The following is a 13,421-nucleotide window of genomic DNA, read 5'->3' on the forward strand; positions in this document are numbered from 1 at the left end:
GAGCGGTAATCTGCTCGTCTTTTATTTTATCCAGGAAACACCTTTACCCCCATCGGAACTGCTCTGCTGGCGTACTTGGTTCAATCCGGACATGCATAGCACAGAGATGACTAACGGGGCTCCGCCAATGAAGTAGACCAGCCTCACACCAAACTGATCTGCAACAAATCCGAAGAAAAGGGCAGACAAGCTGATGGATGCAGTCAGGAGCATGCTTCGGGCTGCATATACATCGGACAGTGATGCTGCAGGAACAGCATTTTGATACGCATTCTGTAGTTCGGATTCCCGTATCTGGCTAGCGGAACCCATGAAGATGCTCAGTACAAGTGCTAGCCAGGGAAGGCTGTTTAACCCGAAAGCCAGGGTCGATAAGATGAAGAGAAGCGAACTGACAGCCATGCTGGAGATCAGGTGTCGCTGACCGAGGCCGGTCAGACAACGTGTGAGAAAAACGCCGAGGATGGCGCCGGCAGCGTAACTTGAATGAATGAGGCCCCACCAGTCCTCTCCTTGTCCAAGGGCTTCTTGGACAAAAGCGAGTGTAATGGCACCGGTCCAGATGGATCCGGCCAGTGCTTTGAACACATCCACATAGGTAAGCAGCCGCAAGGGACGATTATTCCGTAACAGAGACCAGCCTTCCCGCAGTATGTTTCGTTTGACATGGGTATTGTCCGCTTGTCCCACTACTTCACTCGATAGCAAGGCGATGGCGATCATCAAAACCAAGTTGGCCCATGACATGGCAACAGCTGCCCAAAATGTCTGTGAAGCGCCCCAGTGAAAGACGACAAAGCCCGTTATCGCATATCCAACCATTGTTGCGGTTTGATTGGAGAAGGTTAACAGGTTGTTCGCCTTCACGAGTTCCTCGCCTTGAGCGAGACGTGGGGGTAAACTGTTAAGGATTAGCGATTCCCAGCCCTCCAGAAAGGAAAGAACAGTGATGATACCCAGTAAGACAGGGATATGTACATTCAGATAAGCAAATGAGATGCCGATTCCAGTGAGTATGAGAGTCTTCGCTACAGCAATGCCGGTGATGAATTTGGCGAAAGAGAAACGGTTCATAACCCATGGAGAGGTTACGCCTGCCACGATCCGTACAGACATCTGAATAAAAGGGAAGAGTGCGGCATAGAGCACCGAGCCAGTCTGACCGTAGATCAGTAAAGTCATAACCATAATATATACAACTTGAATGAAGGATAGGAGTGTCTTGGCAGCCCAGTATGGATAGAAAGTGATGTTCATGCATAGATGCCCTTTCACGAATCATATATATTCATTACATATAAATAACAATACTAATAGTAATGGGACGGAGGGCAACGCACCACAAATAAAATTATCATATTCTCTTCATTGATAGCACAAAAAAGCAGTTATCCACGTGGATAACTGCTTCGTTAAGTATAGGAAACCTTTAGGCGGCTGCAAGTGTAAAAGCGATAAGCAGCATGACTAGACTGGTCATTCGGGTGAACGTCATATAAGGCTTGCTCGGCTCGGACTCTCCCCTGGAAATCCATCCATAGCGCAAATACCATCCAAACTTGGGGAAACACAGATTAATAATGCAAAGTGTCATGAAAATAAAAAAGAGGGTTCTCATGCCCGATCTTCCTTCCTTGTTTTGCATGACCCGGATTGGTATTAACGACCTCTGCGTCTGGTGAAGAAGAACAATACCAGAATAATGATAATAACGATTAACAGAAATTTCATGATGTTTTCCTCCTGACGGATTGGTGTGAGTTATTCGTATTTACCCACGAACCACACCATTTGAATAACTGTGTTACAATTAATTATATTGATTTCCGTTGATCAAAGACCCAATTCTTACATGATTATATATGTACTTACCGGAACGGACCATAAGAAACAGGAGGGGAAGCATGAGCATCCAAAATCGGCACTCCATACCCATTCAGTGGGAGTTTTTAATATCAAAACTTAAATCTTCCGTAACTGTGGTCGACGCAACCTCACCAGAACTGCCTTTGATATTTGTCAATGAACAATTCACGGCTCTTACCGGTTATACCTTCGAAGAAGTGGTTGGACAAAACTGCCGATTTCTTCAGGGCAGAGACACGAATCCCGAAACCGTAAGCAAGATTCGTGAGGCACTCAAGCAGCGGGTATCCATTAAAATCGATATTTTAAACTATACTAAAAGCGGTCAGCGATTCTGGAACGAATTGAACATTGATCCCATTTTTGATGATGAAGGACAGTGTCTCTTTTTTGTGGGCATCCAATACGATATTTCTGAACGGAAATATGCCGAGGAACAGCTTCGTAGGGCAGCCAAATTGGCGGAGATGAACAGCAGGGGGCATCTGGAGTTTATCGGGAAATTAAGTCATGAACTGCGCACACCACTCAATGGAATTATGGGCATGATCGAGTTAACGAGCATGGGTGAAATCAGTGAGGAGCAAAAAGAATATTTGGAGCTCGCCCGTCAGTCGGGTGAAGCCTTGCTGAACATAGTGAATAACAGCCTCGATATGGCGAAGCTGGGGCGCGGTAAGATGAAAGTTGAACAGATAGAATTCCAGCCACTCAAGCTCGTTCAACAGATTGTTAGAACGCACGAACCAGCGGCTGAACAGAAAAAGATTCATTTGCGTTGTCAAGCTGACATGCAGGTGCCAGACGTTTTGATCGGAGATCCGCTGCGCTTGCGTCAGGTGTTGGATAATTTGCTGAGCAATGCAATTAAATTCACTGAAGAAGGTGAAGTGTTATTGCAGCTGGATGTAAAGGAACAACATGGAGACGAGGTTACCTTGGTGTTCTCCGTAAGTGATACGGGAATCGGTATTCCGGAAGAGAAGATCAATCAGTTGTTCGAAGCGTTTACCCAAACGGATATCTCTCATGCTCGCAGATTCGGTGGCAGCGGACTGGGATTGACGATCTGCAAGGAACTGCTTGAATTGATGCAGGGGGACATAACAGTAGAGAGTGTACTAGGACAGGGTACACAATTCCATGTTACACTGCCGCTGTTACGGCAGCATGTTATTCCGCACGTGGGATAACAGCCTGGTAGAAGTGAACGTTGAGGACAGTTCGGAGTTGCTGCGGACTGTCTTTTTAGTATTGTTTCGCGAACGAACGTTCTGGTATAATGCAAGAGGGAACGGGGGAAACAGCATGAAGAGAAAGCGCACAAGGAAGAGAAAAAACAAAGTCATAAGCAGGCTCAAAAAATCGTTTATTACGCTGGCGACCCTCATGGTTGTGGCGTTCTTTGCCTGGTTTGAGGGAGAATTACCGCTGGATCTGCCATCACCGTTCAGTGGGAGCAGTCAGGGTGTGGATCACACCATTACCTTCCCATCCGACCGATACCCGGAGACGGCCAATCATATCAAGGCTGCCATCAAGGCAGGTCACTCGGATGTATGCACGATTGATCGTAATGGCGCAGACGCCAATCGCGATTTGTCACTCAAGGGTGTGCCTGTGAAGAAAGGGAAAGATCGGGATGAGTGGCCAATGGCCATGTGTGCTGAAGGCGGGGCGAATGCAGACATTGAGTACATTACGCCCAAGGATAATCGCGGTGCGGGGTCGTGGGTTGGTAATCAGCTGAGTACATATCCGGATGGAACGCGGGTGAAGTTTGTTGTGAAGTAGCTAGTAGTAGTACAGAAACATAGAACAGACAAGAGCCAGACCGTTGTGGGTCTGGCTTTTGTCTGTTCATCTATACCATTACAGATCTGCAATACATAAGTGCATACCATTCATGTGATGGGAACGGATGCTCAACAAGCGGGTAATCTGCTCCACCTCATCAAAAGGGATCCAAAGGTTTCCCTGTACCGTGCGCAGGGTAAGAATGGATGAGTCGGCAGAACGCTCGGGGTAACCGGTCACGGTTTGCCCGCTGGTATTACGAACAACGATTTGCTGCTTGCGACGAATGGCAATTTCTACCTCTTTTTTCATAAGACATTGCTCCTGGTTATGGGATAGTTACTTAATATGTCGATAATTTCAATGGTTAATTTGTCTTCTTTATCTAGTCTATCAGAACTAGGTATGGATTTCCAGAAAAGAAATGATGTTTCGGGTTGGGAGGATTGACTTATTGTAAGGATTGGGTTTTTGAGCGGTTAGGTTATACAAAATATTGGGTTATGGACGATTGATTAAGGGAGGAAACGGAATGACACAATTACTGGTTGGACTGGTCCGTACGGAGAACGAAGCGATTGTGATGCTGGGCAAGCTTAAAGAGGAAGGGCTTGAAGCAGATTCATTGGGTGTAGTAGCCAAAGAGCATTTGGATCTCGATTTGATCAGCGAAAAAGCAGGTCTGGCCAAGCCTTTGAAGGGGGCAGGTACAGATGGCGCATTTGGCGTCTTCAAGGGTGTGCTGGCAGCGTTGGGGAAACGAATGGATCAGACGATCTCTGCCGGTAAAGTGGTTCGCCGATTGGCAGGCAATGAAATTGGAGGAGAAACGGACGATCTTGTACTTACCCTGGCAGAAGCAGGGGTAGCCGAAGAGGATGCCCAGTACTATGAACAGTGGCTTCTTCAGGATCATTTACTTGTCGTGGTGGAATGCAAAGAGGACGATGCTGCCCGCATTGCACCCATTGTGAAGGGGAAAGACTCATAAACAACAGGCTGTACACTTTTTTTAGTTTAATTTAAGCCTGATTTTAGGTTTCTTTAATGTTGGGGAGGTATTATGATCTCACACCTCCCTTAATATAGATGGTTTATAGAAAGTCCGGGACCGCAACTCGGACTTTCTAGGCACTGTTAGCTGACGCTGGCAGTGCCTTTTCATTTTCGTGATATTCGATTTTGAAAAAATGAGAAATTTAATAAAATATGTGTTGCATAATGTTTAATCCTATGTTAAGATATTTCTTGTCGCCTCAAGTGATAAAGTTATACATACATATGCCGGGGTGGCGGAATTGGCAGACGCACAGGACTTAAAATCCTGCGGTAGGTGACTACCGTACCGGTTCGATCCCGGTCCTCGGCATCTATTTAAAGAAGATCGCATGACGCTTGTTAAACAAGCTGTCCATGCGATCTTTTTTTATGCCAATATATGATGAAATTGCAGCTTTTCGGGTTCATAAACCCAAACTGTACATAATACATATCAGAAGACGCTTATATGCCTCAGACTGTAAGTTATGAAGACATGAATCGATGGTGTATACTATCCATAGGCATAAATTACCTTTATCTTGCGGAACTCAAGGAAGCAAAATAAATTTCTTTTGATGGAGGATCAGCACATGTTGAAACAGCTTCAGCCTTACCAGGTTTTACAGGAACGCAGGATGGAAGAACTGAAATCAGATGGTTATCTGCTTGAACATAAAAAGTCAGGCGCCAGAATCGTCGTTTTATCCAACGAGGATGACAATAAAGTATTCAGTATCGGTTTCAGAACTCCTCCAAGTGATAATACGGGCGTGCCACATATTTTGGAGCATTCCGTGCTGTGCGGGTCCAAAAAGTTTCCCGCGAAGGATTCCTTTGTTGAACTGTTGAAGGGTTCACTCAATACCTTCCTGAATGCCATGACATACCCGGACAAAACGATCTATCCGATCGCCAGCCGCAATGATCATGATTTTCACAACTTGATGGATATTTATTTGGATGCGGTATTGAATACCAACATTTATGAGAACGAGAAAATATTCCTGCAAGAAGGCTGGAATTACAATCTGGCTTCGGCAGAGGATGAATTGACATATAACGGTGTGGTATACAACGAGATGAAGGGCGCATTTTCTTCACCGGAGCGTGTTGTACGCAGAGCCGTACTGAATTCACTTTTCCCGGATACGACCTATTCCTGCGAATCAGGAGGCATTCCGGATGAGATAACCGATCTGACCTACCAGGGATTATTGGATTTCCACACGAAATACTATCACCCTTCCAACAGCTACATCTACCTGTACGGGGATATGGATATGGAAGAAAAGCTGAAATGGCTGGATGAAGCGTATTTGAACCAATATGACCGGATCGTGACAGACTCGGAGATTGGGTTGCAGCAAGCCTTCAGTGAGCGGGTTGATGTGGTCAAAACCTATTCTGCGGGAAGTACCGAGTCGGAAGTGGATAACAGCTTTTTGACTTATAATGCGGTGATTGGAACAACTGTGGATCAGGAACTGAACATCGCCTTTCAAATTCTGCAGTATGCACTCCTGAACGCACCAGGAGCTGTTTTGAAGCAGGCACTGCTAGATAAGGGCATTGCGAAGGAGGTCTATGGCTCGTATGACGACAGCTTGTATCAGCCTGTACTGACCATCGGTTTGAAGAAAAGTAACCTGGAGAGCAAACAGGTATTTTTGGATACAGTGAACGAAGTTCTACAGCGTGTTGTGAAGGAAGGAATCGATCCCAAAGCGCTGCTTGCCGGAATTAATTCCTATGAATTCAATCATCGTGAAGCCGATTTTGGAAGAATGCCAAAAGGGCTCATCTATGGTTTCTATGCACTTCAGAGCTGGCTCTATGATGATCAGGCGCCATTTGCCCATTTGGAGGCCAACGAGGTATTTGCGACGTTGCGTACGAAAATGAATGAAGGATACTTCGAGCGGTTGATCGAGCAGTATTTGCTGCAAAATACACATACTTCGTTTGTCGCGGTTACCCCGGATAAAGGATTGAATCAGCGGAAGGAAGAGGCGCTGCGTACCCGATTGAAATCCTATCAGGCAAGTTTGAGTGAGGCAGAAATCGCGCAGCTGGTGCAAAAAACGAAAGAACTCGCGGATTATCAGAATGAACCTTCGACCAAAGAGCAGCAGCAGGTTATTCCGACCTTGTCGATTGAAGATATAGAGCCCAAAGCATCTACCTTGTACCAAACCCTGAGAACGGTAGAAGGTACAACCATTCTGCATCACAATCTTTACACCAACGGGATAGGTTATCTGAAGCTGTTATTTGATATCAAGGAGATTCCGCAGCATCTGCTGCCTTATGCCGGTCTTTTGAAAAGCGTGCTCGGTTATGTGGATACGGCCAACTTTACCTTCAACGAGCTATCCAATGAAATTCATATTCATTCGGGCGGGATCAGTGCAAGTGTAGGTGCGAGTGCCGATGCGAAACAGTATAACGCCTACCGGGCCAACTTTGAATTTGGGGCCAAGGTTTTATACAGCAAACTCGGTTTTGCCTTTGACATGATCAAGGAGATCATTCTGACCTCCCGTTTCGATGATTCAAAGCGCTTGTATGAGATCATTTCCCAATTGAAGGGGCAATTGCAGCGCAGTCTGATTAATAGCGGACATTCTGCAGCAATGGGCAGATCATCTGCCAAACATTCAGCTGTGGCTGCCTTCCGGGAAGCGGTTAGCGGAATCGCTTTTTATCAATGGCTCGAAGAGCTTCAGGCAAATTATGAGGATAGAAAAGAAGAACTTGCCACCCGTCTTCAGGAATTGACAGGCATCATCTTCAGACCTGAGAACCTGCTCGTCAGCTATACCGCGGATGAGAAAGGATATGAAGGATTGGAGGAACAGGTGTCTGACCTGAAATCGAAGCTGTTCACACATGAGGTGTCTAAAGAGCAGGCTGTGTTCACGGCGGTTCATCATAACGAGGGCTTCAAGTCACCGTCGGAAGTGCAATACGTGGTTCAGACAGGCAACTTCATTACGAAGGGATTCAGGTATACAGGCTCACTGCGTGTTCTTCAGGGAATTTTATCGCTTGATTATCTGTGGACCAATATCCGTGCTAAGGGTGGAGCTTACGGGTGCATGAGCGGTTTCAGACGGAATGGTGACAGCTATCTGGCTTCATACAGGGATCCCAACCTTGAGAAAACCTACAAAGTGTATGAAGACATACCGCAATATTTGAAAAATTTCAAAGCGGATGCTCGTGAAATGACGCGGTATATTATTGGTGCCATTCAGGATCTGGATACCCCGAGAACACCTTATTCGGAAGGAACTTTCTCGCTTGAATGCTACTTGTCCAACGTTACCGAAGCGGACCTTCAACAAGAGCGCGATGAAGTACTGCGCACAACAGAAGCGGATATCATTGATTCGGCTGCCTTGGTATCTGCTATCCTTGAACAAGGGAATCGCTGTGTTGTCGGCAATGAAGGTAAAATAGAGGAGCAGAGCTCTTTGTTCGACGAGACATTGGATCTGATCAAGTATTAATCGCAGTAGTTGCGCAAGTATTTTCGTAAGACGAAGGTAATCATAAAAAGCGGGTTCCTGGTTGCTTGGCCACCTGGGAGCTCGTTTTTTTGTTTATTGCACATGAAATTTGCTTATAGAGTAAACAGAGTGTAAATCGTCAATTGCGTGGAGGAACGTACGCCTGAAGCACATTTCTGGCCTGCCGCCCGGAGGTATGTTAAAATGATGGATAGTCTACGAGCTGTTAAGACAAGGCTCGCTCAGGGGCAGCCTATGATTTCCGGCTGCACGGGTATAATTCATCTGGGAAAGGAGCACATACATATGTTTGGAAACGATTGGGACACCGTTCTTAAAGAAGAGATTGAAGCGGAGTATTTTAACCATATACGTTATGCACTGGCAGGGGAATATAAAACACAAACGGTCTATCCGTCCAAAGAAAACCTGTTCTCCGCATTAAAGCTGACCCCTTATCATCAGGTCAAAGCCGTTATTCTGGGTCAGGATCCTTATCATGGTGTTGGTCAGGCCCACGGACTCAGTTTTTCGGTCATGCCCGGTGTACGTATTCCGCCTTCACTGCTAAATATATATAAGGAACTCCATGCGGACCTTGGGCTGCCGATTCCCAAACACGGATATCTGGTGCATTGGGCGGAACAGGGGGTACTGCTGCTCAATAATGTGCTTACGGTCCGCGAGGGACAGCCGAACTCTCATCAGGGGCTGGGCTGGCAGACATTTACCGATGCGGTCATCCGTGCATTGAACGAACGCTCGGAACCGATGGTATTTATGCTGTGGGGCAGTCACGCACAGAAGAAAGGCGCTTTTATTAACCGGGACAAACATCTGGTACTGGAATCAACACATCCCAGTCCACTTGCGGCCCATCGTGGATTTCTCGGCAGTCGTCCGTTCTCCAAAGCCAATGACTTCCTGACCTCCAAAGGTATTCAACCGATTGATTGGACCATACCGGAAAACTAGATAAGTGGGGTGAGGACATTGCGACATTGGGTAGGACGAAAAGTGGCAGTATATCGGGCAACCGGCATACGGGAGCCGCTGAAGGGGACGCTGGTAGAGTGGGATGAGGAAGCGGATTGCGTGCGAATTGGACCGAAGCGGATTAAGGTATCGTTCGACAATATCGCAATGATCAGACCTCTGCCCGAAGAGAGCCTTCCCTTAAAGAAAGCACGTTCTGAGGTGCATAAGGTCGGATATGTAATAAAAAAGGCAATTCAGTTTGACAATGCGATCTATTTTAAATCACAGGTGATGATATGGCGCCGGGGCAAGATTATAGCGTTATCTACGACAATTCTTCGTCATGATGAAGATCATGTCGAGCTTGCAGATGGCCGGATGCTACGCAAGGATAAGCATCTGTTTGTTGTGCGTTCCAGAAGAGGCATACGCTAATACGCCGATATTTAATATTCATTTCATGTAAAGATCATATGGATTTAATCTTCGGGCTTTATATTAAATGTAACAACCCCTTCTAAATGATGTGTAATAACATGGGAGCCCGGCCGGCTGCAAACGGTCGGGTTTTTTTGTCCCCAGAGGCCGTGAAGGGTAACATAGCAATGACATTTTTGTTATATACTAATGAGATAGACAACGAGAAGGAGTGAAGCCCCTTGAAACGTATATGTGTTTTTGCAGGTTCCAACCCCGGGAATCACCCGGACTATACACAACAGGCAGCCAACTTGGGCAAACAGATTGCGGATAACGGATTTTCACTTGTATATGGCGGTTCATGTATGGGATTAATGGGTGCGGTTGCCGATGCTGCTCTGGAGAATGGTGGAGAAGTCATTGGCGTTATGCCGACAGGACTGTTCCGTGGGGAAATTGTACATGGAGGCCTTACACAACTGATCGAAGTGGGAACCATGCACGAGCGGAAGGCAACGATGGCTGAGCTTTCGGACGGATTCATAGCCCTTCCTGGTGGCATGGGTACCTTTGAAGAGTTGTTCGAAGTGCTGTGCTGGGCTCAGATCGGCATTCACCGCAAACCGGTCGGTTTATTGAACGTAAACGGATACTATGAGCCATTGATGAAACTGGTGGAGCATAGTGTACATGAAGGGTTTTCGAATACCTCGCATCTCAGCCTATGGAGTCTTGAATCCGAACCGGCCGAGCTGCTTGCGAAGATGTCGGCTTACGTTCCCGCACAGTTAACTCAGAAATGGACTCAGCTTAATGAACAAAAGTAATCCAAGAGATTGGATTTAACCAGCGGCATTCGCGGAAAACTTTCCGTTCTGCCCAATCAAGTTGTGGCCTGAGGCATAGTCTATAGTGTACTTTCTTAAGAGGGGAGTGTCACTCATGAGCGAAATCAAAGGCACAGGTTACGGGTATGGATACGGAGGCTTCGGCGGCGGAGCATGGACATCTACAGGCGCAATTCTGGTATTGTTCATTCTGCTGGTTATTATCTCCCGTACCTTCATTCTGTAATTCGGTCAGCCATTCCCGGATGGGGACGGCTTCATCTGAAGCGCACCGGATGAGGGATTAGCCTTTCCAAAGAAACGCCGGCAGCTGTCGGCGTTTCAGGGGAACGGTTTTTTTTGTTTGTTGGAAAAGAAAAACCCTGTTTCCCGGAAACGGTATACAGAGTCAGAACAGGTTAGACGGCGACAACCGTACTGTTATCACCAGGTATAATTAGTGTCTTCCAGGCGATGTACAGACCAATAACAGCGGCGATCAGCGCTAGAATCGCGGCAATTAGAGCTAACTTATCAAGTTCACGCTGTGCGTCGGCAACAGAAGACTGATTACTTGTTTTATCGGGCACAGCCAGACCTCGAACATATGCATGACCCATTCTCCGTTTTAGCCCTGGTGAGGTTCGTTTCTTGCGAATGGGGGTGTTGGAATATTTGCTTATTGTATTTTTCTCGGAAGATATACGCTTCAATAGTCAACCTCCTTATGGCGGAGTACGGAACATCTATCGCTCATACTATGTTATGTCGATTTGCAGATTGAGTTCGCAAAAATGAGTGAATCCCCAGCCTGGCTGGATATTTCTCTATACCTGTTGAATTGGATGTAGAACCGAACATGCATTAAACGTTCTGTTAATACAGGAATGACAAATCAGTCGTATAGTGGAAATGGTAGAGTTGACGTTTGAATTTCGAGGAGGTGCTGGAATAATGGCTATTGAGATTATTGCTCATAGGGGAGCTTCCGCCGTCTGTCCCGAAAATACGATGGCTGCATTCGAACGTTGCCTGCAGCTGGGAGCGACGGGCATAGAAACGGATGTTCAGATGTCCAGTGACGGCAGGTTGGTACTGATTCATGATGAGACACTAAACCGTACTGCGGGTGCACCCGGCTGGGTTAAGGATACAACGTACGAACAATTGCGGTCACTCGATGCGGGAAGCTGGTTCCATTCGGATTTCGCCCAGGAGCGCATTCCTTCCCTGGAGGAGCTGTTTGATTTGATTCAAGGGAAAAAAATTCTGCTTAATCTGGAACTGAAAAATGGAATTGTCGGTTACAAGGGCATGGAAGAAAAAATCGTGCAAGCCGTTCGGGATTGGGATCTGGAACAGCAAGTCATCCTTTCCAGCTTCAATCATGCGTCATTGGTAAAGTGCAAACGTCTTGCTCCGGAGATTCGGACAGCACTTCTGTACATGGAAAAACTGTATCGTCCTTACGACTATGCAGCCAAATTGGAGGCTTCTGCCCTGCATCCCTATAAGCTGGCTGTAACGCAGGAGGAAGTAGCTGCCGCACAGGCTCAGGGAATTTCGACACATCCTTTTACCGTGAATGATCCTGCAGAGATGCAGGCTCTGATTCAGATGGGCGTGGAAGCCATCATTACCGATGTGCCGGATGTACTATTTGCTTTGGTAGGAGTACATAGCCGATAACACTAAAAAATGGTCAGCTGCATCTGAGCTCTAACGCTCGGTGCAGCTTTTTTTGTATCAAAAATGATTAATGCTATAAACTTGTCCCATTTGTCCATTGCCAGCGAGAGCTTGTTGACATACAATGATGTATGGGAATGAGAATCAATATCATTAACAGATCGGCAATAATAGAGGGGTGATTGTTATGTACATAGGATTGGTCTACTCCACTCATAACGAGGGTGGGCGCATATGAGTTCGAACGCTTCATCGGCAGGTCACGATACGGAATCTCCGACAGCCAAAATACATACTCGTCCCTGGGCTGCTACCCTGATCCTGACAGGAGGTCTTGTGCTGCTCGCCCTGGGCATGGCTCTGTCCATTTCCTTTGGCGCTGCAGATATCAAGCTTGGCGTGGTATGGCAAGCCATCTTCAACTTTAATCCGGATCTTACCCCGCATCAGATTATCTGGGAGATTCGATTGCCGCGTATTCTTGGCGGGGCGATGGTGGGTGCCTGCTTCGCCGTAGCTGGTGCGATCATGCAGGGCATGACCCGCAATCCACTGGCGGATTCGGGCTTGCTCGGACTGAATGCCGGGGCGGGATTCGCCCTTGCACTGTGTTTCGCTTTTTTCCCGGGCATGCCTTACATGCATATCATCATGTACTCCTTTATCGGCGCAGGACTGGGCGTGCTCCTTGTATACGGATTCGGAGCCGCGTCCAGATCGGGCCTCACGCCCCTCAGACTTGTGCTGGCAGGAGCAGCTGTATCCGCCATGCTGTCTGCGCTTAGTGAGGGGATTGCATTGTATTTCAAAATCGGACAGGACCTGGCCTTTTGGACAGCTGGCGGTGTTGCTGGCACGAAGTGGTCTCAGCTGGAGGTCATGTTCCCTTGGGTTTTGGCTGCACTCATTGGAGGCTTACTCATCTCCCGTTCCATAACGCTCCTGAGCCTCGGAGAAGAGATTGCCGTTGGACTGGGACAGCGTACGGGCCTAATCAAACTGATTGGTCTTATCGTTGTGCTTATTCTTGCAGGTACGGCTGTATCCGTGGTTGGGGCAGTCGGTTTTGTTGGACTCATCATTCCCCATCTTACACGTAAAATCGTTGGGGTCGATTATCGCTGGATCATTCCATGTTCGGCCGTGATGGGCAGTTTGCTGCTGGTGTTCGCCGATCTGGCTGCACGCATGATTAATCCACCATACGAGACGCCAATCGGCGCTCTGGTTGCCTTGATCGGGGTGCCTTTCTTCCTCTATCTGGCACGTAAAGAAAGGAGGTCTCTGTAAT

14 protein-coding genes and 1 tRNA gene are annotated in these 13,421 nt (G+C 47.1%); 11 read left to right on the forward strand and 4 right to left on the reverse strand.

All coding sequences use genetic code 11. The features are described 5' to 3' along the window. Positions 1-21: 21 nt before the first annotated feature. Positions 22-1,257: an MFS transporter gene (locus tag AAIH57_RS17730; protein ID WP_430022540.1), complete on the reverse strand. Its 1,236-nt coding sequence runs from the start codon at positions 1,255-1,257 to the stop codon at positions 22-24. A gap of 172 nt (positions 1,258-1,429) precedes the next feature. Continuing rightward, on the reverse strand, positions 1,430-1,618 hold the full coding sequence (locus tag AAIH57_RS17735; RefSeq protein ID WP_175397578.1) for a DUF6199 family natural product biosynthesis protein: 189 nt from the start codon (positions 1,616-1,618) through the stop codon (positions 1,430-1,432). 286 nt (positions 1,619-1,904) lie between these two features. Here AAIH57_RS17735 and AAIH57_RS17740 point away from each other — a divergent pair, with 286 nt between their 5' ends. Together AAIH57_RS17740 and AAIH57_RS17745 are read left to right on the forward strand one after the other, a co-directional pair. Then, entirely contained in the window at positions 1,905-3,059 is a 1,155-nt protein-coding gene (locus tag AAIH57_RS17740) for an ATP-binding protein (RefSeq protein WP_430022541.1), read from the forward strand. A gap of 115 nt (positions 3,060-3,174) precedes the next feature. Beyond that, positions 3,175-3,660: a NucA/NucB deoxyribonuclease domain-containing protein gene (locus tag AAIH57_RS17745; protein ID WP_175397580.1), complete on the forward strand. Its 486-nt coding sequence runs from the start codon at positions 3,175-3,177 to the stop codon at positions 3,658-3,660. Between the two features lie 78 nt (positions 3,661-3,738). On the opposite strand, the gene AAIH57_RS17750 is transcribed toward AAIH57_RS17745, so the two are convergent. After that, positions 3,739-3,975 carry a hypothetical protein gene (locus AAIH57_RS17750; RefSeq protein ID WP_175397581.1) on the reverse strand — a complete coding sequence of 79 codons (237 nt, stop codon included), beginning with the start codon at positions 3,973-3,975 and terminating at the stop codon, positions 3,739-3,741. Positions 3,976-4,195: 220 nt separating this feature from the next. On the opposite strand from AAIH57_RS17750, the gene AAIH57_RS17755 reads away from it, so the two are divergent. From AAIH57_RS17755 to AAIH57_RS17785, 7 genes are all read left to right on the forward strand, one after another. Next, positions 4,196-4,654, forward strand: coding sequence for a general stress protein (locus AAIH57_RS17755; RefSeq protein WP_175397582.1), 459 nt, complete (start codon positions 4,196-4,198; stop codon positions 4,652-4,654). A gap of 292 nt (positions 4,655-4,946) precedes the next feature. Further along, positions 4,947-5,032: transfer RNA gene (locus tag AAIH57_RS17760), tRNA-Leu, on the forward strand. A gap of 262 nt (positions 5,033-5,294) precedes the next feature. Further along, positions 5,295-8,216, forward strand: a complete 2,922-nt coding sequence (locus AAIH57_RS17765) for an insulinase family protein (RefSeq protein ID WP_430022542.1) — start codon at positions 5,295-5,297, stop codon at positions 8,214-8,216. Between the two features lie 306 nt (positions 8,217-8,522). Continuing rightward, positions 8,523-9,191 carry a uracil-DNA glycosylase gene (gene ung / locus AAIH57_RS17770; protein WP_175395746.1) on the forward strand — a complete coding sequence of 223 codons (669 nt, stop codon included), beginning with the start codon at positions 8,523-8,525 and terminating at the stop codon, positions 9,189-9,191. Between the two features lie 18 nt (positions 9,192-9,209). Next, positions 9,210-9,629 (forward strand): hypothetical protein, encoded by a 420-nt coding sequence (locus tag AAIH57_RS17775; RefSeq protein ID WP_175395745.1) that lies wholly within the window; start codon positions 9,210-9,212, stop codon positions 9,627-9,629. 224 nt (positions 9,630-9,853) lie between these two features. Then, positions 9,854-10,441, forward strand: coding sequence for a TIGR00730 family Rossman fold protein (locus AAIH57_RS17780; protein ID WP_175395744.1), 588 nt, complete (start codon positions 9,854-9,856; stop codon positions 10,439-10,441). A gap of 115 nt (positions 10,442-10,556) precedes the next feature. Further along, positions 10,557-10,688 (forward strand): YjcZ family sporulation protein, encoded by a 132-nt coding sequence (locus tag AAIH57_RS17785; RefSeq protein ID WP_217506391.1) that lies wholly within the window; start codon positions 10,557-10,559, stop codon positions 10,686-10,688. A 172-nt stretch (positions 10,689-10,860) separates the two neighbouring features. Here AAIH57_RS17785 and AAIH57_RS17790 read toward each other — a convergent pair whose 3' ends face one another. After that, positions 10,861-11,154, reverse strand: a complete 294-nt coding sequence (locus AAIH57_RS17790) for a hypothetical protein (RefSeq protein WP_430022543.1) — start codon at positions 11,152-11,154, stop codon at positions 10,861-10,863. 238 nt (positions 11,155-11,392) lie between these two features. Here AAIH57_RS17790 and AAIH57_RS17795 point away from each other — a divergent pair, with 238 nt between their 5' ends. Both AAIH57_RS17795 and AAIH57_RS17800 read left to right on the forward strand, forming a co-directional pair. Next, positions 11,393-12,130 (forward strand): glycerophosphodiester phosphodiesterase, encoded by a 738-nt coding sequence (locus AAIH57_RS17795; protein WP_430022721.1) that lies wholly within the window; start codon positions 11,393-11,395, stop codon positions 12,128-12,130. A gap of 234 nt (positions 12,131-12,364) precedes the next feature. Beyond that, complete coding sequence (locus tag AAIH57_RS17800; protein WP_430022544.1) at positions 12,365-13,420, forward strand: FecCD family ABC transporter permease; 1,056 nt, start codon at positions 12,365-12,367, stop codon at positions 13,418-13,420. Position 13,421: the final 1 nt, after the last annotated feature.

The organism is Paenibacillus sp. MABNR03 (genome assembly GCF_050455445.1).
Classification (GTDB): domain Bacteria; phylum Bacillota; class Bacilli; order Paenibacillales; family Paenibacillaceae; genus Paenibacillus; species Paenibacillus xylanilyticus.